The sequence below is a fragment of the Aliidiomarina shirensis genome, from assembly GCF_003987345.1.
Classification (GTDB): Bacteria; Pseudomonadota; Gammaproteobacteria; order Enterobacterales; family Alteromonadaceae; genus Aliidiomarina; species Aliidiomarina shirensis.
On sequence record NZ_PIPP01000003.1, the window covers coordinates 1 to 25,138 of the forward strand.

26 protein-coding genes and 1 tRNA gene are annotated in these 25,138 nt (G+C 46.5%); 17 read left to right on the plus strand and 10 right to left on the minus strand.

Annotated features, from left to right (window positions below):
• Positions 1–472 precede the first annotated feature (472 nt).
• Both CWE13_RS07445 and trmA read left to right on the plus strand, forming a co-directional pair.
• Positions 473–964, plus strand: coding sequence for an RNA recognition motif domain-containing protein (locus CWE13_RS07445; RefSeq protein WP_126807373.1), 492 nt, complete (start codon positions 473–475; stop codon positions 962–964).
• Between the two features lie 134 nt (positions 965–1,098).
• A complete protein-coding gene (gene trmA / locus CWE13_RS07450; protein WP_126807375.1) occupies positions 1,099–2,202 on the plus strand; it encodes a tRNA (uridine(54)-C5)-methyltransferase TrmA in 1,104 nt (367 codons plus the stop codon).
• A gap of 100 nt (positions 2,203–2,302) precedes the next feature.
• On the opposite strand, the gene CWE13_RS07455 is transcribed toward trmA, so the two are convergent.
• The 3 genes from CWE13_RS07455 to efp all read right to left on the minus strand — a co-directional run bounded on the left by CWE13_RS07455 (position 2,303) and on the right by efp (position 4,395).
• Complete coding sequence (locus CWE13_RS07455; RefSeq protein ID WP_126807377.1) at positions 2,303–2,731, minus strand: MerC domain-containing protein; 429 nt, start codon at positions 2,729–2,731, stop codon at positions 2,303–2,305.
• Positions 2,732–2,843: 112 nt separating this feature from the next.
• The gene (epmA, locus tag CWE13_RS07460; RefSeq protein ID WP_126807379.1) at positions 2,844–3,821 is read right to left on the minus strand and encodes an elongation factor P--(R)-beta-lysine ligase; all 978 of its coding nucleotides are present in this window, start codon (positions 3,819–3,821) and stop codon (positions 2,844–2,846) included.
• A gap of 7 nt (positions 3,822–3,828) precedes the next feature.
• A complete protein-coding gene (gene efp, locus CWE13_RS07465; RefSeq protein ID WP_126807381.1) occupies positions 3,829–4,395 on the minus strand; it encodes an elongation factor P in 567 nt (188 codons plus the stop codon).
• Between the two features lie 117 nt (positions 4,396–4,512).
• Here efp and epmB point away from each other — a divergent pair, with 117 nt between their 5' ends.
• Positions 4,513–5,502: an EF-P beta-lysylation protein EpmB gene (gene epmB, locus CWE13_RS07470; protein ID WP_126807383.1), complete on the plus strand. Its 990-nt coding sequence runs from the start codon at positions 4,513–4,515 to the stop codon at positions 5,500–5,502.
• Between the two features lie 76 nt (positions 5,503–5,578).
• Here epmB and CWE13_RS07475 read toward each other — a convergent pair whose 3' ends face one another.
• The 4 genes from CWE13_RS07475 to CWE13_RS07490 form a co-directional block, all read right to left on the minus strand.
• Positions 5,579–6,097 (minus strand): DUF3016 domain-containing protein, encoded by a 519-nt coding sequence (locus tag CWE13_RS07475; RefSeq protein ID WP_126807385.1) that lies wholly within the window; start codon positions 6,095–6,097, stop codon positions 5,579–5,581.
• 165 nt (positions 6,098–6,262) lie between these two features.
• Positions 6,263–7,894 (minus strand): chaperonin GroEL, encoded by a 1,632-nt coding sequence (gene groL, locus CWE13_RS07480; protein WP_126807387.1) that lies wholly within the window; start codon positions 7,892–7,894, stop codon positions 6,263–6,265.
• A 67-nt stretch (positions 7,895–7,961) separates the two neighbouring features.
• Entirely contained in the window at positions 7,962–8,252 is a 291-nt protein-coding gene (locus CWE13_RS07485) for a co-chaperone GroES (protein WP_007419910.1), read from the minus strand.
• Positions 8,253–8,374: 122 nt separating this feature from the next.
• Positions 8,375–8,932, minus strand: coding sequence for an FxsA family protein (locus CWE13_RS07490; RefSeq protein ID WP_126807389.1), 558 nt, complete (start codon positions 8,930–8,932; stop codon positions 8,375–8,377).
• A 250-nt stretch (positions 8,933–9,182) separates the two neighbouring features.
• On the opposite strand from CWE13_RS07490, the gene CWE13_RS07495 reads away from it, so the two are divergent.
• The 11 genes from CWE13_RS07495 (at position 9,183) to purD (ending at position 21,018) form a co-directional block, all read left to right on the plus strand.
• Positions 9,183–10,994, plus strand: coding sequence for a protein-disulfide reductase DsbD (locus CWE13_RS07495; protein ID WP_126807391.1), 1,812 nt, complete (start codon positions 9,183–9,185; stop codon positions 10,992–10,994).
• A 172-nt stretch (positions 10,995–11,166) separates the two neighbouring features.
• Positions 11,167–11,619 carry a type II 3-dehydroquinate dehydratase gene (gene aroQ, locus CWE13_RS07500; protein WP_126807392.1) on the plus strand — a complete coding sequence of 151 codons (453 nt, stop codon included), beginning with the start codon at positions 11,167–11,169 and terminating at the stop codon, positions 11,617–11,619.
• A 39-nt stretch (positions 11,620–11,658) separates the two neighbouring features.
• Positions 11,659–12,138: an acetyl-CoA carboxylase biotin carboxyl carrier protein gene (accB, locus tag CWE13_RS07505; RefSeq protein ID WP_126807394.1), complete on the plus strand. Its 480-nt coding sequence runs from the start codon at positions 11,659–11,661 to the stop codon at positions 12,136–12,138.
• A 22-nt stretch (positions 12,139–12,160) separates the two neighbouring features.
• On the plus strand, positions 12,161–13,504 hold the full coding sequence (gene accC, locus CWE13_RS07510) for an acetyl-CoA carboxylase biotin carboxylase subunit (protein ID WP_126807396.1): 1,344 nt from the start codon (positions 12,161–12,163) through the stop codon (positions 13,502–13,504).
• A gap of 150 nt (positions 13,505–13,654) precedes the next feature.
• The gene (prmA, locus tag CWE13_RS07515; protein WP_126807398.1) at positions 13,655–14,539 is read left to right on the plus strand and encodes a 50S ribosomal protein L11 methyltransferase; all 885 of its coding nucleotides are present in this window, start codon (positions 13,655–13,657) and stop codon (positions 14,537–14,539) included.
• Between the two features lie 157 nt (positions 14,540–14,696).
• The gene (gene dusB / locus CWE13_RS07520) at positions 14,697–15,680 is read left to right on the plus strand and encodes a tRNA dihydrouridine synthase DusB (RefSeq protein WP_126807400.1); all 984 of its coding nucleotides are present in this window, start codon (positions 14,697–14,699) and stop codon (positions 15,678–15,680) included.
• Between the two features lie 10 nt (positions 15,681–15,690).
• Positions 15,691–15,987, plus strand: coding sequence for a DNA-binding transcriptional regulator Fis (gene fis / locus CWE13_RS07525; RefSeq protein WP_007419918.1), 297 nt, complete (start codon positions 15,691–15,693; stop codon positions 15,985–15,987).
• A gap of 217 nt (positions 15,988–16,204) precedes the next feature.
• The gene (locus tag CWE13_RS07530; protein ID WP_126807402.1) at positions 16,205–17,026 is read left to right on the plus strand and encodes a DsbC family protein; all 822 of its coding nucleotides are present in this window, start codon (positions 16,205–16,207) and stop codon (positions 17,024–17,026) included.
• A 167-nt stretch (positions 17,027–17,193) separates the two neighbouring features.
• Positions 17,194–18,765, plus strand: a complete 1,572-nt coding sequence (gene purH, locus CWE13_RS07535) for a bifunctional phosphoribosylaminoimidazolecarboxamide formyltransferase/IMP cyclohydrolase (protein WP_126807404.1) — start codon at positions 17,194–17,196, stop codon at positions 18,763–18,765.
• Between the two features lie 91 nt (positions 18,766–18,856).
• A complete protein-coding gene (locus CWE13_RS07540; RefSeq protein ID WP_126807406.1) occupies positions 18,857–19,726 on the plus strand; it encodes a class I SAM-dependent methyltransferase in 870 nt (289 codons plus the stop codon).
• A gap of 8 nt (positions 19,727–19,734) precedes the next feature.
• Positions 19,735–21,018 carry a phosphoribosylamine--glycine ligase gene (gene purD / locus CWE13_RS07545; protein ID WP_126807407.1) on the plus strand — a complete coding sequence of 428 codons (1,284 nt, stop codon included), beginning with the start codon at positions 19,735–19,737 and terminating at the stop codon, positions 21,016–21,018.
• Positions 21,019–21,084: 66 nt separating this feature from the next.
• Here purD and CWE13_RS07550 read toward each other — a convergent pair whose 3' ends face one another.
• The 3 genes from CWE13_RS07550 to orn all read right to left on the minus strand — a co-directional run bounded on the left by CWE13_RS07550 (position 21,085) and on the right by orn (position 22,367).
• Positions 21,085–21,456: a MaoP family protein gene (locus CWE13_RS07550; protein WP_126807409.1), complete on the minus strand. Its 372-nt coding sequence runs from the start codon at positions 21,454–21,456 to the stop codon at positions 21,085–21,087.
• Positions 21,457–21,668: 212 nt separating this feature from the next.
• A tRNA-Gly gene (locus tag CWE13_RS07555) sits at positions 21,669–21,743 on the minus strand.
• Positions 21,744–21,809: 66 nt separating this feature from the next.
• Positions 21,810–22,367 carry an oligoribonuclease gene (orn, locus tag CWE13_RS07560; protein WP_126807411.1) on the minus strand — a complete coding sequence of 186 codons (558 nt, stop codon included), beginning with the start codon at positions 22,365–22,367 and terminating at the stop codon, positions 21,810–21,812.
• A gap of 131 nt (positions 22,368–22,498) precedes the next feature.
• Here orn and rsgA point away from each other — a divergent pair, with 131 nt between their 5' ends.
• The 3 genes from rsgA to CWE13_RS07575 all read left to right on the plus strand — a co-directional run bounded on the left by rsgA (position 22,499) and on the right by CWE13_RS07575 (position 25,138).
• Positions 22,499–23,518 carry a small ribosomal subunit biogenesis GTPase RsgA gene (gene rsgA / locus CWE13_RS07565; RefSeq protein WP_126807413.1) on the plus strand — a complete coding sequence of 340 codons (1,020 nt, stop codon included), beginning with the start codon at positions 22,499–22,501 and terminating at the stop codon, positions 23,516–23,518.
• A gap of 78 nt (positions 23,519–23,596) precedes the next feature.
• Positions 23,597–24,394, plus strand: coding sequence for an archaetidylserine decarboxylase (gene asd / locus CWE13_RS07570; RefSeq protein WP_126807970.1), 798 nt, complete (start codon positions 23,597–23,599; stop codon positions 24,392–24,394).
• Positions 24,395–24,418: 24 nt separating this feature from the next.
• Positions 24,419–25,138: a glycerophosphodiester phosphodiesterase gene (locus CWE13_RS07575; protein WP_126807415.1), complete on the plus strand. Its 720-nt coding sequence runs from the start codon at positions 24,419–24,421 to the stop codon at positions 25,136–25,138.

Here is a 25,138-nt window from a genome sequence, read left to right on the forward strand (position 1 = left end):
GTATAAAAGTAAACTTTCATACCTGCCACCGAAATGGCGTTTGGTTGATGCTTTTCTTGCGCAAGTGCCCACACAGATTACTTGGCTTGATATATTGTTAAAGAACGTTTGCTCGGCTCAGTGGAGCTCGTAGCGAGGTGCGCATTCTACACGCCTCATTTTTGCTGTCAACCGCTTTCGAAAAGTTTTTCATTTCTCTATGCTAGCTGACTTAAAATCACTCGAAACCTTACTAGAATACTGCTTCTTTTGGGGTTTTCGTGCTCATCCGCAGATGAGGGGCGTATTTTAGGCTTTTTCGCGCTGGCGTCAACTACTGTTTTGCTTTTTAATTACTGTTTGCGCAGATATTGAACAAAACTGAGTGTTTTCCAGAAATATGCTAAGCTATCCTTTAGTAGATGCTCTTTTTTGCCGTGTTCAATCTACTTACTTTTACCTTTTTAATCTTTCAAATAACCAAGGAACCCATATGACTCGCGCATCCTCTGGCCTTCATATTATTATTGCAGCAATTGTTGCTGTTGTTTTCACTATCATTGCTCAGCTTTTTATTACTGCACCTGATAGCCTCACCGTTTCATTAATCGCACTTGGAACTTTCCTCGGCGGTGTTGTTACTCCTTATATTAACTTTTACCTTTCTCAACAGAAAACTAAAGTAAAAGCATCTAAGTCGCCAACTAAACGAACTAGTAAAGGCACCGATGGACGCACACTTTACGTTGGCAACTTACCTTTTAAGATAACTGAAGAAGAAGTTGAAAACCTGTTTGGCCGTTACGGCGACGTTACAGATGTGCGCCTTGTTAAGGATCGCCGCACTGGCCGTAAGAAAGGTTATGGCTTTGTAGAGATGGACGTGACCGGTGCAGATTTAGCTTTAGCTAAACTCAACGACAACGATTTTGAAGGACGTACTTTAAAAGTGCGTACCGCTCATGCAGAGCAAGACGAAAAGTAATGTAAACGAGCCGGTGTTCATGCACCGGCTCTTTAATTCTATCCCCGATTTTCTCAACACTTCCTTATTTCACTGCAGAAAGCCCCAAATTACGTTAAAATCCTGCCCTCATTTATTGTAGTGTAGGGCTCAGCATGATTGAACAAGATCTCCAATCGCGATATCAAGAACAGTTAAACGAAAAAGAGCAGCGTTTAATTACGTTACTCGCGCCGTTTAATGCTCCCGCGTTAACTATCTTTCCATCTGAACCTGAACACTATCGTATGCGCGCCGAATTTCGTGTTTGGCACGAAGGCGATGATCTCTTCTATATCATGTTTAATTCAGAAACCCGGGAAAAGTATCGCGTTGATCAATTACCTGCTGCTAATCAATTGATTAATCGTTTAATGCCGGCTGTGTTGAACTATGTTCGCGATAAAGAAACGTTGCGCCGCAAATTGTTCCAAGTAGATTTTTTAACCACCACCACTGGCGAAGCGCTCATTTCGATGCTTTATCATAAGCAACTCGATGACCAATGGTTACTAGAAATAAACCAAATGAGAGATGAGTTTGCCAATTTTGGCACCGTGAACTTTATCGGCCGTGCTCGGAAGCAAAAAGTTATCATCGATACCGATCGCGTTATTGAGCGGCTAAATGTTCATGGCCGTGATTATAACTTTGAACAAATTGAGAATAGTTTTACGCAACCCAATGCCCAAGTGAATACCAAAATGATCGAATGGGCATGTGATATCACCGGCAAACAAACGCATGATTTACTTGAGCTGTATTGCGGGAATGGGAATTTTAGCCTACCGCTTGCTGAAAACTTCCGACGTGTGCTTGGAACTGAGATCAGCCGAACATCGGTGGGCTCAGCGCAAACGAATATTGCCATGAATGGTATTAATAATGCTCGCGTGGAACGCCTGCCAGCAGAAGAGTGCGCAGCCGCAATGAAAGGTGAAAAACTACCAACCCGATTACAAGATATGGATCTGCACACTTACGATTTTAAAACGGTTTTGGTTGACCCGCCGCGTGCAGGCCTCGACGACGATACCTTAGCTATGGTGGCCGAGTTTGATAACATCGTTTATATCAGCTGCAATCCAGAAACTCTTGCGGAAAACTTAGTGCAACTATCACGAACCCATGAAGTAACCGCTAGTGCATTATTCGATCAATTCCCGTTCACTCATCATATAGAAACGGGCGTATACTTGCAGAAACGAAGCGAAAGCTAACGCCAGTACAAAGCACACGAACAGGTTTGAATAGCTGTATTTTCAGGATTTGTAGGTTGAAAAACGGAAAGGAAGTGCCTTGTTCGATTCAGCGAAGAGCCTAGAGGGTAGGCTCTTCTAAAACACCTTCCTCTTGAAGCTGCTCTTCTACTTCTTCGCAAGGCTTGCGGTTACGAGAACGGCACAAGTGCAAGTTTAAAGTATGTGCAACAACGATTAAACTCGCACCAACTAAAATCACCAGCGGCTCCCAACTATGGCCAAGAATGTGCTTATTGAAATACAGCAAACCGCCTAATGCAAGGAAGGTGACTGGCCACCAACTCTGATGATGGCGCATGCCCATCACCACAGCAATACCGCCGACAAACAAACTCACGCCCAGAATAATCCGTTCGAACAATTCAAAGCCTAAGAACGATAGCCCCATCAGCGCCAAGGTAGGTAATATCACAGGCACAATCAAGCAATGCAACGCGCATAACACGGCTACAATAATTCCTGCTTTATCGAGTGGCTTATGATGCATTAAAGGCTCCGAGTGCTGATACACGTGTTTTCGCAATTAAGCGTGTGCGAGCGTTTGTGATGATGCTAGTAACTAGCGAACGGGATAAGTGTAACTGTAATAGTATAACATTTCAAGCTCGGCTAACTGGAAAGGTTAATATTTCAGCAATATCCTTCACACCCAACCGCAGCATCAACAACCGATCAAGGCCTACAGCCACCCCGCTACAATCAGGTAACCCGTGTTCGAGCGCCGCGAGAAAGCGTTCATCAAGGGGTTGCGTGGCTAAGCCGAGCCGTTCACGTTCAACATTATCGGCCAGAAACCGCCCCCGTTGTTGTTGCGCATCAGCCAATTCCCAGAACCCGTTTGCTAATTCCAGGCCTTGAAAAAACAACTCAAACCGGTGGGATACTCGATGATCAGCAACTGCAATTCGAGCAAGTGCTGCTTGGCTAGCTGGGAAATGGCTAACGAAACACGGACGCCTTTGACCAATCACCGGTTCTATAAGCACGCTCATCGCTAGCTGCAATATGGTATCAAGGTTATCACTTTCATTTACCGCGCCATCATATCCGCGTTCGCTTAAAACCTTCAGCAGTGCTGGTTTCGCATCGCTATGAAGCGGATCGATATCGAGTATACTCAAAAATGCTTGCTGATAAGTAAGGTACTCGGCTGGTTCACACCCTAATACTTCCTGCACTAACGCATCCAATTCGGCCATTAATGCAGCATCATCGTATTCTGGTCGATACCATTCCAGCATCGAAAATTCAGGGTTATGCCGGCAGCTTATTTCATCATCACGCACTACTTTGCAAAGCTGGAAAATAGCACCACTGCCAGCGGCAAGTAAGCGCTTCATCGCGTATTCAGGCGACGTCTGTAAATAGAAATTTTGCGGTTCAGGCATGCCCGGGCCTTGCAACCGTGTAACCACATTACATAAATGCACATCGGTAACACCAGCCCGCGCTAATATTGGCGTTTCCACTTCGAGCACATTTCTTTTAGCAAAAAACGCGCGGATGCATTGCTGCATTTCCGCGCGTTCCTTTATTGCCTGCCAACTTGCGGTTGGCCGCCATTCAATGCCTGACATGGCTAATTTATTTCACTCGTGAAACGTATTCACCAGAGCGAGTATCTACTTTGATTACTTCACCGATTTGTACAAACAAAGGTACACGCACAACGGCCCCGGTAACCAAGGTTGCAGGCTTACCACCAGTACCCGCAGTATCACCTTTCAAACCCGGATCGGTTTCAGTGATTTCTAGTTCAACAAAATTTGGTGGTGCAACATTGATAGGTTTGCCGTTCCAAAGTGTAATGGTGCAAACATCTTGTTCAACCAACCACTTTTTATTGTCGCCTACCGCAGCATCATCAGCTGCAAGCTGCTCGAAAGTTTCATTATTCATGAAATGCCAGAACTCGCCATCGGAATATAAATAAGCAAGTTCAACATCAACAACATCGGCACCTTCTACGCTATCACCCGATTTAAATGTCTTCTCAACTACTTTCCCAGAGAGTAGTTTACGAATACGAACACGGCTAAATGCCTGGCCTTTACCAGGTTTTACCATTTCGTTTTCTAAAATTACGCACGGCTCGCCGTCTTGCATAATTTTAAGCCCTGATTTGAATTCGTTTGTGCTGAAATTGGCCATATGCCCCTCATTTCCTATAAAGCATGTTCAAAACTGGCCTAATAATAAACCAAAGCTGATTTGATTTCAGGTAAAATAACAAGAGTTCATTCGATAACACTATGGTTCTTCGATTTCGTGGAAATACAACTACAAGAAAATTGGCAACGGCAAATAGCTGAAGCGGTTACTTCACCAACCGAGCTAGGTGAATTATTGAACCTTCCTACCAGCTGGGTGAAGCAGCATAGTGCTGCGAGAACACTTTTCCCCATGCGTGTTCCGCGGCATTTCGTGAATCTTATGGAACCCGGAAACCCACGAGATCCTTTGTTATTACAAGTCATGCCACATGCAGAGGAGTTTGTTGAAGTTACCGGTTTTACCAAAGATCCGTTAATTGAAAGCGAAGCTACGAGCGCTTCTGGCATGCTGCATAAATATCACTCACGGGTGTTACTTATTTTCCGCGGCGGTTGCGCGATTAATTGCCGCTATTGTTTCCGGCGCCACTTCCCTTACCAAGATCATCATTTAAGCCAAGAGAAGTGGGCCACGATCGAGCAATATATTACAGCGCACCCAGAAGTGAATGAGGTTATTCTTAGTGGTGGCGATCCATTAATGGCCAGCGATGCACAAATCATCAAAGCCGCAAAGCGCCTTGCTAAACTTCCGCAAATTAAACGCTTACGTATTCATTCCCGATTACCGATAGTAATACCCGATCGGCTTACTGAGGAGCTTGCTACAGCGCTTAAAGCCACCGGGTTGCAAATTATTTTAGTAGTACACGCAAATCACCCGCAGGAAATATCTGTTCAACTAAAACGTAGAATCGCAGTGTGGCAGAAAAAAGGTATTACTCTATTAAACCAAAGTGTACTGCTCGCGGGCGTCAATGATCATGCCGATATACTTGCGGAACTTAGCGAAGCGCTATTTAGCGCCGGAATCTTGCCCTATTATCTACATCAACTCGATAAAGTAGCGGGAGCCGCTCACTTTGAGGTTTCTGACAAGCAAGCTCTTACGATTCAAAGCGAGTTACTGAAAATTCTACCGGGCTTTTTAATGCCCACATTAGTGCGGGAAATTGGTGGTGAGGCGAGTAAAACGCCGCTTTAGCTGCTTTTTCACACCTCGAAAACCAAAAAAGGCCAGTAGCAAACGCTACTGGCCCCCTCAGAATGGTTTCTGTTATTTACTCTTCATTACTTTCAAAAGTATTACGAAACCAACGATCTAGCATGGCACTTTCATATTCAATCAAGTTACCACCACGACGGCGTTCCGCTGTTGATAAACCTTGACCGGGTACTTCGTTACCACGAATGCGCTCATCTTCAACTTGTTTCAAAACATTGCCATCAGCATCATAAAGCGTATAACTTAGCTCCATGTACGGATAGTCCATGTTTTCTACAACTCGAAAATTCTGCATGCTGCCGCCAACTTCGCGCGGCGTCACCATTCCCGCTAAATCAACATCAGTAACCGTTATATGTAAACGCTGATCTTCCGGCAACTTACTTGCCAGTTCGGAAAACTTCGCATCAAACGCTTCCATAACACGCTTCTCATAGCGCTCTTGGTTAGATTCCGCCGCTTGCATATCTTTGTAACTATCTGGCTCGTGCCAAGTTACTTCCACTTCTGCCGCTACTGCGTGCAGAGGCAGCACAAGGCCCGCTGCCATTGCTATTGATAATAAACGCAACATAAGCCCTCCTAGTTGCTATTGAACCCACTATAGGTATAGGTGATCTGCATACAAACCACAAGCCTATAAATTGTGAATAATTGTAAATAAATCAAAAAGAAAACGGCGCAGAAGCGCCGTTTGAAAATACTCTATGGACTACTAAGCGTAGAGGTAAGCACAAGCTTACATCATGCCGCCCATGCCCATATCACCACCCGGCATTGCTGGTGCATCATCCTTCGGGATTTCTGCAACCATAGCTTCGGTAGTAATCATCAGCGATGCAATTGAAGACGCGAATTGCAGTGCTGAACGGGTTACTTTAGTTGGGTCTAGAATACCCATCTCAAGCATATCACCGTAGGTATCGTTACCGGCGTTGTAACCGAAATTACCTTCGCCAGCTTTTACCTTGTTGGCAACTACCGAACCTTCAGCGCCAGCATTTTCTGCGATTTGGCGTAATGGTGATTCCATTGCCCGCAAAGCTAGTTTGATACCTACGTTTTGATCTTCATTATCACCACGTAAATCACCTAACTTGCTAGCTGCGCGAACCAATGCCACGCCACCACCAGGTACAACACCTTCTTCAACAGCTGCGCGTGTTGCGTTTAATGCATCTTCAACACGTGCTTTTTTCTCTTTCATTTCAACTTCGGTAGCTGCACCCACTTTAATTACCGCAACACCGCCTGCAAGCTTCGCTAAACGTTCTTGCAGTTTTTCTTTATCGTAATCAGAAGATGTCTCTTCGATTTGCTGACGAATTTGCGCTACGCGGCCTTCTATTGCAGCTTCATCACCAGCACCATCAACTACAGTAGTGTTGTCTTTATTGATAACTACACGTTTCGCACTACCTAACTGCTCGATAGTAGCTTTTTCAAGCTCCATGCCGATTTCTTCAGAAATCACAGTAGCACCGGTTAATGCAGCAATATCTTGCAACATTGCTTTACGGCGGTCGCCGAAGCCAGGTGCTTTTACTGCAGCAACTTTTACGATACCGCGCATGTTGTTCACTACTAAAGTAGCTAAGGCTTCGCCTTCAACGTCTTCCGCAATCATTAACAATGGCTTACCGGATTTGGCAGTGCCTTCAAGAATTGGCAACAATTCGCGAATGTTGCTGATTTTCTTATCCACAACAAGAATCAACGGATTATCAAGCTCAACCGTGCCCGTTTCTTGGTTGTTGATGAAATATGGAGATAGGTAGCCGCGATCGAACTGCATACCTTCAACAACATCCAGTTCATCTTCAAGGCCTTGGCCTTCTTCAACAGTAATAACACCTTCGTTACCCACTTTATCCATAGCCTTGGCAATGATTTCACCAATGGTGCTATCAGAGTTCGCGGAAATCGTACCTACTTGGGCAATAGCTTTGTTATCTGCGCAAGGTTGTGAAATGTTTTTCAACTCGGCAACCGCAGCAATTACCGCTTTATCGATACCGCGTTTCAGGTCCATTGGGTTCATACCCGCAGCAACCGCTTTCAAGCCTTCAGAAACAATTGATTGTGCTAAAACAGTTGCTGTAGTTGTACCATCACCCGCTTCATCATTAGCGCGTGAAGCTACTTCTTTCACCATCTGCGCGCCCATATTTTCAAACTTATCTTCAAGTTCGATTTCTTTGGCTACGCTCACACCATCTTTGGTGATCGTTGGTGAACCGTATGATTTATCAAGCACAACGTTGCGGCCTTTAGGGCCTAAAGTAACTTTTACCGCATCGGCTAAAACATTAACGCCTTTCAGCATTTTCTGACGTGCGTTGTTACCAAATTTAACTTCTTTAGCTGCCATCTTTTCTATTCCTTATCTTGAAAATTCAGTGAAATCTCAAAAACTCTGGAGATTAATCTTTCGAAGATCACTCAACAATTGCGAGAATGTCTGATTCACTCATGATCAAATATTCTTCGCCGTCGATTTTCTCGGCCTTCACGCCGTAGCTCTCACTGAACAACACTAAATCACCTACTTGCACATCAAGTGCTTTCACTTCACCGCTGTCGAGAACGCGACCATTACCCACGGCAACAACTTTACCGCGAGTTGATTTTTCTGCCGCTGAACCTGTTAATACGATCCCGCCAGGTGATTTGCTCTCTGCTTCTGCACGCTTCACAATCACGCGATCATGTAATGGACGAAGTTTCATTCTTTTGATACTCCCATATCAGTGTTGATAATTAACGAAAGGCCAAATGGCCGGTGTTAAAAGTTTGTGCAATACAAATGGGGGCGCTGAGTATGTTTCCAAGCCCCCCCAATGAAAAAAATCTAATCTTTTTTGTGATTTTCATCCGCTTCGTTTTCTAACCGGCGGCGGCGTTCTTTCTCAGCACTATCGCTGACATCAAACGAATCTGCTTCAAAGGTGCGGCCACTCTCATCGTTTCGGTGCTCAAACGGGTTCTGCCCCGGGCGCTGGAATCCGCCCTTAGTATGAAAACCGAACGATTGAAAACCACCAGTGTTCACCTGTACCTGCATCCGCGCCATTATCTTCTGTGCTAGCGGTCGGCGAATAAAAGGAATTAATAATAAAATAGCGAACAAATCGGTGATAAGGCCGGGCGTTACGAACATCAAACCCGATACAAAAATAAGAATGCCTTCAGCAAGCTGCAAACCGGGCATCTCGCCAAGCGCCATGCGCTGCTGAGCTTGTTGCCATGCCTGCATTCCTTGGCCGCGCACTAACGCTGCACCAATCACCGCAGTAACAACCAGCACAAGAACGGTGTTTAAGCCACCAATTACCGAGCCCACTTGAATCAACACAAAGATCTCAAGCAGCGGCATAACGATAAATAATAAGAAAATCACTGGAAACATAGTTTACCCACCTTGGTTATACAATATATGTGGGGCGTTACTGGGAATATTTCAAGAGCACACTGGGAAACTACAAGAAAACAGATATGCGATAACACGCATCTGGTTTATTGTTGCGTTGAGCTAGCCCCAAAACGTGGTTCATCGGTTTGCGGCACGAGCACGCGAGGTACCCTGTGGCAATCGACATGAGTATAAGAAAAAGCTAATATGATCGCTCAACTAATCCGCAATGCAGTTACCGGAATTTATGAAAACACTTTTTGCCGCATCCAGCCTTTTAAATAGATTCGCCACGAACCCCGAAGCCGGCGCACGCTCAGGTATATTCTTTAGCCTTCTTCTGTTTCTTTTACTCGCGGTGTCCTTGGTATCGCCGGCAAACGCGCAACAATCATTTTTTGGTAACAATACCGGTGATTTTCTACCTGTACAGGAAGCCTTTGTTCTTGATTACGAACAGCAAGGCGATACGCTATATATTAATTTTCGCATCACTGAAGGCTACTATCTGTATCAGCATCGTTTTGGCCTAACCCCGGAAACTTTAGTTGGTAACCTCGAACTACCTGAAGCGATGCCTTATAGCGACGAGTTTTTCGGCGATGTAAATATCTACCGCGATTATGTAAGCCTTACCGTTGATTTAGCCGCCGCCGAATTAGGTGATGTGCTCACCATTCGCTATCAAGGTTGTGCTGATGCCGGCTTATGCTATGCCCCTACCACAGCGGAAATCTATTTGCAGGCAACCTCTGGTGATACCGAGGCTGGCAGTTATCAACTGGCAGATTTTTCCGAACCCACCAATGAATCTAGCGGCGTGTTTCAGTTTTTGCAGCCCGATAGATTAGCGTTTACGGCTGGTGTGTTCTTATTACTCGGCCTTGGCTTAGCATTCACCCCTTGCGTGTTCCCCATGTATCCGATTATCTCGGGCATTATCATGGGGCAAAAGCGACCGTTAAGCATGCGCCGCGGTTTCATGCTTTCGTTTGTTTATGTGCAAGGCATGGCGATTACATACACAATTCTGGGAATTGTAGTAGCACTTGCTGGCATGCAGTACCAAGCTTATTTGCAGCACCCAGCGCTACTTGGGGTGCTTGCAGCGCTATTCGTGATATTCGCCTTGGCTATGTTCGGCACGATTGGCTTTGATTTACCCGCTAGCTGGCGCAACAAGCTCAGTGCATTAAGCCAAAACCAAAAAGGCGGTGCCTACCCCAGCGTATTTTTCATGGGTGTGCTTTCCGGCATGATCGCTTCACCATGTACCACCGCACCGTTATCCGGCGCACTGTTATTTATCGCGCAATCGGGTAATGTGGTGGTTGGCGGCGTAGTACTCTACGCACTCAGCTTGGGCATGGGTATACCACTGTTAGCCATTGGCGCTTCAGGCGGGAAACTCCTACCTAAGAGCGGCCCATGGATGAACAGCGTAAAAGTGATGTTCGGTGTGCTTATGTTGGCTGTTGCATTGTTCTTAGTTGAACGATTACTGCCACTCACCGTTGCCGCATGGCTATGGATTCTATTCTTTGTTGCTTCGGCAATTATTCTTTATCGCGAGTTCTACCAGCAATTTGCCACAACAGGGCGCACATTGAGCGCTATTGTGCTGATCATTCTCGCGGGTATTGGTGTGAACTGGCAAAAACCTTATGTCGATGGCAGCTTCGCAGCCAGCAAGCTGCAATTTGAATATGTTCGTAATTTAGCGGAACTAGAACAGCGTATCACAGACGCACAAGCCGACAACCAATGGGTGATGCTCGATCTATATGCCGATTGGTGCACAGCTTGCCTTGAACTTGAGCGCTATACCTTTAGCGATCCTGAAGTGCAAAGTACGCTCGATAACTTCGTTGTACTGCAGGCCGACGTTACCGGCGTGAACGCTACCAACACTGAGTTGTTGAGCAACTATCAGGTGCTTGGGCTACCCACCATTCTATTTTTTAATCAATCCGGCGAAGAACTGACCGAACTGCGTGTTACCGGCTTTATGAACGCCGAAGCATTCCAAAAAAGGTTGGAACAAATTCAGCAACGTTAGAAATATTCAAGAGCACAAAACATGATTGAGTTGTTGCTAATTTCGCTGATAAGACCAGTATTTTGCTGCTAAAATTGAAATTAACCTTATAATGACCCGAACTCTTGTAAAAGTTTCGGGTCATTTTGTATATGATGGCGTTTCTTTCAATTTCGCAGCAGATAGCAACACAATGACCAATAAAACCCAAATTTTAGTAATTAATGGCCCAAATCTGAACTTGCTCGGCAGCCGCGAGCCGGAAGTTTATGGCGCCGCTACCTTGGCTGATATAGATAAAAGCCTACAAACAAGTGCAGAAAAACTCGGTTGTAACTTACGTAGCGTGCAAAGCAACGCGGAACATGAGCTTATTGATATTGTTCATCAAGCACGCGGCAACGTTGATTTTATTATCATCAATCCCGCGGCTTTTACCCACACAAGTGTGGCGTTACGCGATGCATTACTAGGGGTAGAAATCCCTTTTATCGAAGTACATTTATCTAATGTGCATGCGCGTGAAGCATTCCGCCGCCATTCGTATTTTTCAGATTGCGCCAAAGGCGTGATTTGCGGGCTCGGAGCCCAAGGTTACCAATTCGCTTTAACAGCTGCCGCGCAATGGCTAGCTGATAACAAATAAACATTTAATTCGCATTCACAGTGAAAGGTTAATAACACAATGGATATTCGTAAAATTAAAAAGTTAATCGAACTTCTTGAAGAATCTGGCATTTCTGAGCTAGAGATCACCGAAGGTGAAGAATCAGTTCGCATTAGCCGTCATTCAACTGCGCCACAACCGCAAATGATGCATTACCCTATGCAGGCACCAATGCAACAAGCGCCTGTTCAAGGTGGGCAAGCACCAGCGCCGCAACAAAGCCAAGATAGCGCAGCAGAAGCGGCAAAAGCGGAAGAAGTAAGTGGCACTATCGTACGCTCTCCAATGGTAGGCACTTATTATGAATCACCAGCTCCGGGTTCAAAAGCATTCATCGCCGTAGGCCAACGCGTAAATGTTGGCGATACATTATGTATCGTAGAAGCAATGAAAATGATGAATCACATTGAAGCGGAAGTATCAGGTGTTGTGAAACAAATTCTGGTGGAAAACGAAGCACCGGTTGAATTTGATCAGCCATTATTCGTTATTGAATAAATCACCAGATAAGGCAATTGTTATGCTAGATAAAGTTGTAATAGCCAACCGTGGTGAAATTGCTTTGCGAATTCTGCGCGCCTGTAAAGAGCTCGGAATCAAAACGGTAGCGATTCATTCCACGATTGATAAAAATTTAAAGCATGTTCTTTTAGCCGATGAATCGATTTGCATTGGCCCAGCCTCTGCAACCGAGAGCTACTTGAACATTCCACGCATCATTAGTGCTGCTGAAGTTACCGATGCAGCAGCGATTCACCCTGGATATGGCTTTTTAGCTGAAAACGCTGATTTCGCCGAACAAGTAGAAAACTCCGGTTTTATTTTTATCGGCCCTACTCCTGATGTTATCCGCATCATGGGCGATAAAGTAGCTGCGATCGAAGCGATGAAACAAGCGGGTGTTCCTTGTGTTCCTGGCTCTGGTGGTCCACTTGACGACGACGATGAGAAGAATAAAAAAATTGCGAAACGCATTGGCTATCCAGTAATCATCAAAGCTTCGGGCGGTGGTGGCGGCCGCGGTATGCGTGTGGTTCGTGAAGAAAAAGATTTATTAAAATCAATTCAAGCTACGCAAAGTGAAGCGCGCTCAGCGTTCGGTAACCCAGTGGTTTACATGGAGAAATTCCTTGAAAACCCACGGCACATCGAAATCCAAGTGCTTGCCGATGGTCAGGGTAACGCAATTCATTTAGGTGAGCGCGATTGCTCAATGCAACGCCGCCACCAAAAAGTAGTAGAAGAAGCGCCAGCACCTGGTATCACTCCGGAAATGCGCAAGAGCATTGGTGAACGCTGTGCCCGTGCTTGTGTTGAAATCGGCTACCGTGGTGCCGGAACCTTTGAGTTCTTGTATGAAAACGGCGAGTTCTATTTTATTGAAATGAACACCCGAATTCAGGTAGAGCATCCTGTTACCGAAATGGTAACCGGAATTGATTTGGTGAAAGAGCAGCTGCGTATTGCCGCCGGCCGCCCACTTTCAATTAGCCAAGAAGATGTGATTGTTCGTGGCCACGCGGTTGAATGTCGAATTAATGCCGAAGATCCGAAGAGCTTCATTCCTTCGCCAGGCTTAATTACGCGCTTCCACCCACCAGGTGGCATGGGCGTGCGTTGGGATTCTCATATTTATTCTGATTACCGCGTACCCCCGAATTACGATTCAATGATTGGTAAGTTAATTACGTACGGTGAAAACCGTGAAGTTGCCATTGCACGTATGCGAAATGCCTTAAGTGAGTTAATTATCGAAGGCATTAAAACTAATACGCCGTTGCAGAAAGACATTATGGCAGATGAAAACTTCCAGAATGGCGGTACCAACATTCATTACCTCGAGAAAAAGCTAGGTATGAGTTAACACCTGTGTGCTAAACTCGCGATATAATAAAAAGCTCAGGCCAACAGCCTGGGCTTTTTTCATGCATTTCTGGCGTTATGCGCGCTTAGTGCTCACGTAGCACTGCCACGCTAGATTACTGCTGAACACGAACAATTGTAGGATATCGGTATGCCTTGGATACAACTCACACTTACCACCAAAGAAAGTTATGGCCGTCAGCTTGGCGATATTTTAATGGCCAACAAAGCACAAGCGGTTACCTACCGCGATGCCAAGGATGCGCCAATCTTTGAACCAGGCCCTGGCGAAGTGCCGCTTTGGGAACTCACGCAAGTAACTGGTTTGTATCCAGCAGAAACCGATATGCGCGCGGTGATTAATAACCTAAGCAAGGTAAGCTTTCTAGCCAAGCCATTACGCTACAAAACTGATCAGCTTGAAGACAAGGATTGGGAACGCGAATGGATGGATAACTTCAAACCCATCGATTTTGGCAACGGTTTGTGGGTTGTGCCTTCTTGGCATCAACCGCCTGTTCCAAATGCTGCCAACATCTTACTTGACCCCGGCATGGCATTTGGTACCGGCACGCACCCTACTACATCATTATGTTTACAATGGATAGCAGAGCAAAACCTAACCGATAAAAGCACCGTAGATTTTGGCTGTGGTTCTGGCATTCTCGGTATTGCTGCGTTAAAGCTAGGCGCAGCGAGTTGCATGGGTACTGATATCGATCAGCAAGCGCTAAAGGCTACGCGAGAGAATGCCGAGCTCAATGGTGTTGCTGATAAATTCTCAGTGTACTTACCCGAAGATGCACCACATGAACAAGCCGATGTTGTGATCGCCAATATCCTTGCTGGCCCGCTTCGCGAGCTTGCACCAAACCTTTTGGCCTATTTAAAACCCGGTGGCATGATCGCAATGTCGGGAATTTTAAAACGCCAAGCCGAAGAAGTAATGGCTGCATATCGGCCAATTATTGATTTTGAACCGGTGCGTGAAAGTGATGATTGGTGCTTTTTACATGGTACAAAAGTGAATTCATAAACATCTGCGTAACATTTAACCGCAAACTGCATTTTGGTGGCGGTAAAGTCAAGAGCAAAAAATGCAATTTTCTGCTATTTTGTTCACTTTATCGCCTTTCCTTTCTGCGCTAAATTCCCTAAAATTCATGCCCCTTTCGCTGAACAGAAAATAACCGATGCGGATAGGCTCATATCAGCTTTCGAACAATGTACTCCTAGCACCGATGGCAGGAATAACCGATCTGCCCTTTCGTCGTTTGTGCGTGGAACTTGGTGCAGGTATGGCAGTTTCGGAAATGCTTTCGAGTAATCCGAGAGTGTGGGATACCGCAAAATCGAAAGCCCGTATGGTGCATTCCGATGAACCTGGCATTCGCTCTGTGCAAATCGCGGGTTCAGATCCGGAAATGATGGCCTTAGCGGCCCAGCACAATGTGGCTGAAGGCGCTCAGATCATTGATATCAACATGGGGTGTCCGGCGAAAAAGGTGAATAAAAAATTAGCGGGTTCAGCTTTGCTTCAAGATCCTGAACTCGTTGAGCGAATTCTGCTCAGTGTTGTGAACGCAGTTGATGTGCCAGTAACACTGAAAATAAGAACGGGTTGGGCCCCTGAACATCGCAATGGTGTAACCATTGCGAAAATAGCAGAACAAGCAGGAATTCAAGCGTTAGCGGTGCATGGGCGAACGCGCGCTTGTATGTATAAAGGTTTTGCGGAGTACGACACCATTGCTGCAATTAAAGCCGCGATTAATATCCCGGTTATTGCCAATGGTGATATTACTTCCCCCCAGAAAGCACGGGAAGTACTCGATTACACCGCAGCTGATGCCGTGATGGTTGGCCGTGGCGCTCAAGGAAATCCTTGGATTTTCCGCGAGATTGTTCACTACCTCCACACTGGGGAGATGCTCGCACCTCCCAGCGGCATAGAAATAGCCCAAGTTATGAATCGGCATATACGCCAACTACATGAACTGCACGGTGAGCATCGTGGCATGCGCATCGCTCGTAAGCATATTGGTTGGTACATGCAGGGAAATTTGCAACAAGCCCCTGGCTCTGCGGAATTTCGGCGTGATTTTAATTTGCTGGAATCGGCGGAAGCACAGCTTGCTGCACTTGAGCATTATTTTGTTAACTTTAACGAGAGATAAGAGCGCTATTATGTTTGACCAAAACGGAAATCGTGATGCAGTAACCACGCCTTTGACTACCATTGGCCAAAATTCTAACCCGAAGCCATTGCGGAACTCGGTAAAGCAGGCGCTAAATAACTTCCTGAAGCAGTTAGATGGGCAAGATCCAGATGATTTGTATGAGTTAGTATTAGCTGAAGTTGAAGCACCATTGTTAGAAGAAGTAATGACATATACTCGCGGCAACCAAACTCGCGCGGCAACTATGTTAGGCATTAACCGCGGTACCCTGCGTAAGAAACTTAAAAAATATGGTATGAACTAAGCACAGTAGCTACTGGGTTTAAGATGCAGCATTAGAATTAATCTTCCGCCGCACCTCATACAGAAGCCAACGCTCTGATTATCTCAGGCCGTTGGCTTTTTTTATGGCAATTTGCCAAGAACACATACCGTTACTGCCTACAGCATTAGCCTTTGCGCAACGCAATCAGCTCAGGTAAAGTGCGGGAAACCTTCTCAGTAAGCCGGAATAGAACACTATGAAAATCATTATTGCCTTTATCCTTGGTGCGCTTCTTGCCACAGGAATCACCTTCAGCGTTATGCAAAGCAATAGCTCAACAAACGCAATCACCACCGAGCGTGCCGCTGATAACGAAACGCTCATAAGCGCCATTCGCGAACAGAGCCCGCAATTTCGCAACGCGCCGATTCGCGTTTACCGAGAGCTTTCCGAATTTGGCTTCTCTGGTTTCTATGAGATTTCAATTGGTGGCCAAGGCATGGTGGTCAATAGTGCCGGAAATCACGCGGTGGTCGGTGATTTATTTCAGCTCGAAGGGGTTACTAACTTATCGGCTAATTATCGCAATACACTGTTAGCAGAATCAGCCCGCACGGAAATAGCGAATATCAGTTCGGATCTCACCATCGAATTTCCAGCGAATGCCGATGTACCAGAGCTTGGTACACTTTATGTGTTTACCGATCCAACTTGCCCTTATTGCCAGCGATTACATAACGAGAAAGAGGCATACGCCGCGGCAGGGATTAATATTCACTATATTCCATACCCGCGCACAGGGTTAGATGGTGGCCGTGATTATCAACAGTTGGTGCAAATAATGTGTGCCGATGATCAAGCACAAGCCATGAGTGATTTTAAAGATGGCAACGCTAATAATCGCTATACCATCCCAGGCGACGATACTGAATGCCGCGCGTTAGTTCAGCAAGGTTTTGAAATGGGCCAACGCATTGGTATTTCTGGTACACCATTTATAATTAAATCTACTGGCGGGGTACTTCCCGGATACAGCCCCGCGCAAACAATCATCAATCAAATGCGCAGTAATCGCTAACGAACAAGCAACGTTTAATTAAATATTTTCTCACTTTCTGCCGCGGGTAGAAGTTCGCTTCTGCCCGCTTTTACCGTATAATATGCAACCGCACCCTGATCATTCGCGCCAAAGCCTTTTGGCGACAATGATTGTCCTCTCTAGCTAGCAAAAAACGAGAACTGACCATGAGCCAGATCCGCCCTATCCAACGTGCGTTATTAAGTGTTTCTGATAAAACCGGTATTGTTGAATTCGCCTCTGCTTTACACGAGCGCGGCGTAGAAATCCTATCTACTGGTGGCACCGCTAAATTGCTCGAAGAAGCTGGTATCCCAGTAATTGAAGTAGCCAGCTACACCGGCCAAGCTGAAATTATGGATGGCCGCGTGAAAACATTGCATCCGAAAATTCACGGTGGCATTTTGGCACGGCGCGATTTAGATCAAGAAGTAATGGAAGCGCAAGGCATTGGCGCTATCGATTTGGTGGCGGTAAATTTATACCCATTTGCTGAAACCGTGAAAAAGCCGGGTTGTAGTTTCGCGGATGCAGTAGAGAATATTGATATTGGCGGCCCAACTATGGTGCGCGCGGCAGCTAAAAATCACAACGATGTTACCATTATTGTAAATGCTCACGATTATGATCGGGTCTTAGGCGAACTAGCTGAATTCTCTGGCGTTACCGATGCCACGCGTTTCGATCTTGCCGTTGCTGCCTTCGAACATACTGCAGCATACGATGGCATGATCGCCAACTATTTTGGCCAACGGTTGCAAAGCCATTCCGAACCAGAGCGTTTCCCACGCACACTGAATTTCCAGCTCGAGAAGAAACAAGATCTTCGTTATGGTGAGAACAGCCATCAAAGCGCCGCATTCTATGTTGATCCAAGCCATCACGAAGCTTCCGTGGCATCATCAACGCAACTGCAAGGTAAAGAACTCTCGTTTAATAATATTGCGGATACCGATGCGGCACTTGAATGTGTGAAATCATTCACCTCGCCTGCCTGCGTCATTGTGAAGCACGCCAACCCATGTGGTGTGGCGGTAGGTGCTAACATTCTTGAAGCTTATGAGCGCGCCTTTAAAACCGACCCAACGTCAGCGTTTGGCGGTATTATTGCGTTCAATGAACCACTTGATGAGCAAACGGCGCACTTAATTATTAACCGTCAGTTCGTAGAAGTCATTATTGCACCCGGCGCCAGCAAAAAAGCGCAAACTATTGTTGCTGCCAAGAAAAACGTGCGCCTGCTCATCACGGAACCTTTCGGTGAACGCAAAGCGCAACTTGATTTCAAACGTGTGCAAGGCGGGTTGTTGGTGCAAGATATCGATCACGCAATCGTGCCTGAATCTGATTTACAAATCGTAACCAAAGCGAAGCCGAGCAACAGCGAATTAAACGATTTGTTATTCGCCTGGAAGGTAGTGCGCTACGTTAAATCAAACGCCATCGTTTATGCCAAAGATGGCATGACAATTGGCGTTGGTGCAGGCCAGATGAGCCGCGTTTACAGTGCTAAAGTTGCGGTTTTGAAAGCTGCCGATGAAGGTTTAGAAATTGCCGGTTCAGTAATGGCATCAGATGCTTTCTTCCCGTTCCGCGATTCAATTGATGCGGCGGCTGAGGCAGGCGTGAAAGCCATCATTCAACCGGGTGGCTCCATCCGTGATAATGAAATCATTGAAGCCGCCGATGAGCACGGCATTGCTATGGTATTAACCGGAATGCGCCATTTCCGCCATTAATACGTATTAATGACTGAATTGAGGGGCAATAAATATTGCCCCTCTGCATTTCGGCTACTAGGATTAGCAAACACTCACAGAGGAATTTCTTATGAAACGTTCCATTCTTTGCAGCAGTACTTTATTACTCAGTTTTGCACTGGTTGCTTGCCAACCTTCGGCTCAGCAAAGTGCAGCGGTAGCAGAAACACCAGAAGCCACTCCCGCTCCGAACTTAACCAGCATGCTTCACAACCCTTCGCGCACACCAGCCAACACGGCTCGCGATGAATATCGTAATCCGGTTGAAACACTTGAGTTTTTTGGTGTAGAGCCGAATATGACAGTGGTAGAAATTTGGCCAGGCGGCGGCTGGTATAGCGAGATTTTGGCGCCATATTTACAGGCGAATGGTCAATTTTACGCAGCCCATTTCCCACAATCAGAAACCCGTGATTTTTACATAAATTCACGAAACCGCTATGCGGAACGCATCGGTTCTGATCCGCTTTTCGCTAACACAATCATGACCGAGTTTGCGCCATTAGAACAAAGCGCCATTGCACCTGCGGGCACTGCTGATGTTGTGCTTACTTTCCGCAACGTTCACAACTGGTATATGGGCGATGGCGAAGAAGCCCTAGCCGGTGCATTTGAAACCTTTTTCACCGCACTGAAACCAGGTGGTGTGCTAGGCGTGGTGGATCACCGTTTACCGGAAGATCGTACCGACGACGCCATGCGTTCATCCGGGTATGTGAAACAAAGTTTAGTGGTTAAATATGCCGAACAAGCAGGTTTCGTATTGGCGGATAGCAGCGAAGTAAACGCTAACCCACAAGATACAGCCGACCATCCACGTGGTGTCTGGACACTACCACCAAGCTTACGTTTAGGTGATGAAAACCGTGCGCATTATGAAGCCATTGGCGAGAGCGATCGCTTCACTTTAAAATTTGTTAAACCTGCAACGAGTGAATGAGTAAAAACATGAAAGTTTTGATAATCGGTGGCGGTGGCCGCGAACATGCGTTGGCATGGAAGGCGGCGCAATCTACCCGGGTAGAACATGTATTTGTAGCACCGGGAAATGCAGGATCGGCTTTAGAGCCAATGGTAACGAATGTTGCCATTGGTGCTGAAGATATTGATGCTCTGCTTGCCTTTGCCCAAAAAGAAAAAATAGATCTCACTATTGTTGGTCCGGAAGCGCCATTGGTAAAAGGTGTGGTAAATACGTTCCAAGCTCACGGCTTAGCTATTTTCGGACCAACCAAGGGTGCAGCACAACTCGAAGGCTCAAAAGCATTCTGTAAAGATTTCCTTGCTCGGCATAATATCCCTACTGCGGCATATGAGAACTTTACCGATATTGAACCTGCGAAGGCCTATGTTCGCGCCAACAAACTTCCAATCGTTATCAAAGCCGACGGTTTAGCTGCAGGGAAAGGGGTGATTATCGCCGAAAGCATGGAGCAAGCTGACGCAGCCATTGAAGATATGCTGGCGGGAAACAGGTTTGGTGAGGCTGGTAGCCGTGTGGTGATTGAAGAGTTCTTGATTGGCGAAGAGGCAAGCTTCATTGCCATGGTTGATGGCGATACCATTTTGCCATTTGCTTCCAGCCAAGATCACAAAGCACGCGATAATGGCGATAAAGGACCCAACACCGGTGGTATGGGCGCTTATTCACCTGCACCGGTAGTGACTCCGGAAGTAGATGCATGGGTAATGGATCACGTGATGAAACCTACCGTGGAAGGTATGCGAGCGGAAGGGAATACTTACGTTGGCTTTTTATATGCCGGCCTCATGATAGCGCCCGATGGCACCGCTAAGGTTTTGGAATATAACTGCCGTTTCGGTGACCCGGAAACGCAACCTATTATGTTGCGCTTACAATCTGATTTAGTGGAGCTATGCTTAGACGCTCTTGCAGGCCGATTAGGCGACACCCCCATCGAGTTCGACCCAAGAGCTGCGGTAGGTGTGGTTATGGCCGCAGGTGGCTATCCAGAGAGCTATAACAAGGGTGATGTGATTACTGGCATCCCACAAGAAACGGAAGATAGCAAAACCTTCCATGCTGGCACGCAAACACACAATGACCAAGTTGTTACCGCCGGTGGCCGCGTGCTTTGTTGCACTGCACTGGGCACCTCAGTAACCACTGCCCAACAGCGAGCTTACGAGTTAGTGAAGGCTATTTCCTGGAAAGATACCTACTTCCGCACGGATATTGGCCATCGCGCCATTAAACGCGAGCAAAGCTAACGCCTATACCAAGCGATAAAGCATTGAAGTAGAAAGTAAAATGGCTCCCTAGGGAGCCATTCTTAATTAATCTTCAACAACTAAATCGTCTTCGGTAGAACTGGCGCTATCGAAATCACCGTCGTCTTCCACAACTTTTGAGCGGCCATACATGCTGCCCACTTTCGGACGGTTGATCCGCGCCATATATTTAACCCAAGCTTTCTCTACTTGAGTTTCGGCTTCTTTCTTGCCAAGTGCTACCGCTAGCAGTGATTTATCTTCTTCCGTTTGCGCTTTAAACTCTCCACTCACCATCGCTGAAATCAAGCAGCCATAATGCAAGAGTGCATCGCTTTCACGAATTGAAAAATCACCTGAGCGAGCAAATCCATAAGGATAATTACGGAAGTCGTTAAAAGGCTTCCGAAGCAAGGTATCACGTGTTTGAGTCGCCATATCATTTCCACCATTCAGACAACTTTCTTAAGAAGGCAGCGTACTGCCGTGTTCAACAGACGATATAGAGGCGAATAATAATTTTGTCAATCTTTTTCAATCAAAATCGGTGATTTCTTCACATTTAGTGTTAAATCAGTGTTTCGGCATTGAAAAAACAATATGGGAACGTAGAAAAGCAAAAGGCAGCCCGAAGGCTGCCTTTCTATATTTGGAGCGGGAAACGAGATTCGAACTCGCGACCCCAACCTTGGCAAGGTTGTGCTCTACCACTGAGCTATTCCCGCTTTGTAGCTGTCTCTCGACTGCGAGCGCATTTTACTTAATTCAGGGGGCAATGCAACCCCCTTTATTCAAGATTTTGTCTGTTCGGTGAAAAAATGTTCGCGATAGTAGCGAAGCTCCTCGATCGATTCGATAATATCAGCCAATGCTTCATGCTTATTGTGCTTCTTAAAACCGGGTAAAATTTCCGGTTTCCACCGCTTTGCTAATTCTTTAACCGTACTCACATCGAGATTGCGATAATGAAAAAATGCTTCCAATGTTGGCATATAGCGTGCCAAGAAACGGCGATCTTGGCCAATACTATTTCCGCACATCGGTGAAACGCCTGCGGCTAAATGCTGCTGTAAGAACTCGATAGTAGCCGCTTCTGCTTCTGCCTCACGATAAGTGCTTTCCTTAACACGCTTCACCAAGCCAGATTCACCATGGGTTCGGGTGTTCCATTCATCCATTGAATTCATCCGCTCATCACTTTGGTGAACTGCGAGCACCGGCCCTTCGGCAATAATATTCAGCTCGTCGTCAGTAACAATGGTAGCGATTTCAATAATCACATCGTTCTCAGGGCTAAGACCTGTCATCTCTAAATCGATCCAGATTAAACGCCCGGCGTTATCACTCATCTTTAATCTCCTTAAACATTCTGTGTTAATGCTACCACGGAGCCCAGCACAATGGTTAACTTCCAGTAACTCTCAACGCCAGTATTTGCTATCATGCACCGCATACATATTACGGCAACTCAGGAATAGATTTGGCTAAGCGTACAAAACTAACCAAAGGGCAAATGCGGCGAGTACGTTCGAACCGCGATCAGCGGCTTGCAAAACGGCAAACCGAAAATGATGCTGATTGGCAAGACGACCAGCTCGGGCGGCTGGAAAGCGGCCGCGTTGTAAGCCGTTTTGGCCAGCACGCCGATATCCTTACCGAGGAAGGCGAAATCTTGCGCTGCAATATTCGCCGCAATGTAAGCACGCTGGTAACCGGTGATCGCGTGGCTTGGCGTCGAGCTGCAGCTACCGAACAAGGCTTGCAAGGTGTTGTAGAGGCCTCAGAGGACCGCGAATCGGTATTGTGCCGCCCAGATCAATATGATGGTATTAAGCCCATAGCGGCAAACGTTGAGCGCATCTTCATTGTCTCCAGCCCACAACCGGCATTTTCCGATCAAATTATCGATCGCTATTTAGTGGCGTGTGAAGATGCGGGCATTGAGCCCATTATCGTAATGAACAAAACTGATTTGATTGCGGAACATGAGGCGGAACACATTGCCCAACGCTTATCCGTTTACGAACAAATGGGATATCAGGTTTTTCATGCCAGTGCGGCCACTGAAGAAGGGATTGCTGAACTACGCGCAGCATTTCAAAATAAAATTTCCGTACTTGTTGGCCAATCTGGAGTGGGTAAATCATCCTTGATTCAAGCTGCGTTACCCGAAGTTAGTTTAGCTATTGGTGCGATTTCGAATAACTCGGGATTGGGTCAACATACCACTACCGTTGCCCGCTGGTTTCCACTCGAAAACGGCGGTGCGTTAATTGATTCGCCAGGTATCCGCGAATTTGGCCTTTGGCATATTGCTGCCGATCGCGTTACCTATTGTTTCAAAGATTTCCGGCCGTTTTTAGGTGGCTGTAAATTCCGTGATTGCAGCCACACCAACGATCCTGGTTGTGCACTACAACAGGCTGTAGCGGATGGGGAACTAGACGCTGGCCGTTTAGAGAATTATCATCGTATTATTCAATCGCTCGAGCAAAACTGAGGAACACCCGTGGCTAATTTTGATCGCCTAAAAATCACATTACAGTACATCACCCCGAAGCATTTAATTTCCCGGGCTATGGGCAAATTCGCAGCTGCGGAAGCAGGTTGGTTCACGCGTGCGTTCACCCAGTGGTTTATCAAACGCTACAACGTAGATATGAACGAAGCGGCGGAATCAGATCCGCGTGCGTACCCTACTTTCAATCAGTTTTTCACGCGCCCATTACGCCCTGATGCGCGCCCGCTTGAAGCCCAACAAGGGCAACTTGCGCACCCAGTTGATGGCGCCGTAAGCCAGCTTGGTCCAATTCGCGGTGATAGCATTATTCAAGCAAAGAACCACGATTACAGCATGCAAGCGCTGCTCGGCGGTGATGCGGAAATAGCTAAACAGTTTGAGAATGGTTCGTTCGCTACCATTTATCTAGCCCCGCGTGATTACCACCGCATTCACATGCCTTTAAAAGGTACATTGCGGCAAATGGTATATGTGCCGGGCGATTTGTTCTCTGTGAACCCGTTAACCGCAGAAAATGTGCCAAATTTATTCGCCCGCAACGAACGTGTTGTAGCGGTATTTGATAGCGAACATGGCCCGTTCGCCATGGTATTGGTAGGCGCTACTATTGTGGCGAGCATTGAAACCGTGTGGGCAGGAACCGTTACCCCACCAACCGGCCCACGTGTACACACCTGGGAATACCCAGCCGAAGGGCTCAATAGCATTACTCTCGATATTGGTGAGGAAATGGGCCGCTTTAAATTAGGTTCTACGGTGGTTTTAGTGTTCCCTGAAAACATGGTGGAGTTTGCGGACGATTTGGCACCAGAGAGTATTACCCGCATGGGCACCGTATTTGGAAAACTGAAGTAACCTCGTTCAAAATAAGGACATCGAATGCTCGTTATTGCGCATCGCGGCGCTAGCGCCGAAGCTCCTGAGAACACTGTAGTGGCATTCAAGCGTGCACTCGATACGCACGCGGATGCCATTGAAATAGATATCATGCAGGTTGAAGACGAGATTTACGTTTTTCATGATCGTTACCTGCGCAGGCTTGCGGCACAACCCGGCCGATTTATCGATTTAAGCAAAGCGCAAGTTGCCGCTCTGCGTATCTTTAGCCAACATCCTGTTCCTACGTTAGCAGAAACGATCGCCTTAATTCGGGGCCGCTGTTTACTCAATATTGAACTGAAAAGCGAAGTGGATTTAGGGTTACTCGCCGAGCATATTAAAATCGCTCAACGAGAGCATGCGTTTACCAACGAAGCCATATTAGTATCATCATTTAACCACCACTGGTTACATTCCCTGAAGCAGCTTTTACCCGAGTTACGTATTGGCGCGCTTACCGCTGGTTGTCCAATCGGTTTAGCTGGGTTTGCTGAAGAACTACAGGCCTGGTCGGTGCATATCGATATCGGTTTTGTAACTGAAGCCTTTGTTATCGATGCCCACAAAAGGGGCTTAAAGGTGTTCGTTTACACTGTTGATGAGCCTGAAGATATTCAGTTCATGCAAGACATCGGTGTTGATGGCATTTTTACCAATCACCCGCAGCATACCCGCAACGTAATTTCCGGCCACACTACTCGCTCGCCGTACGTTATTTAG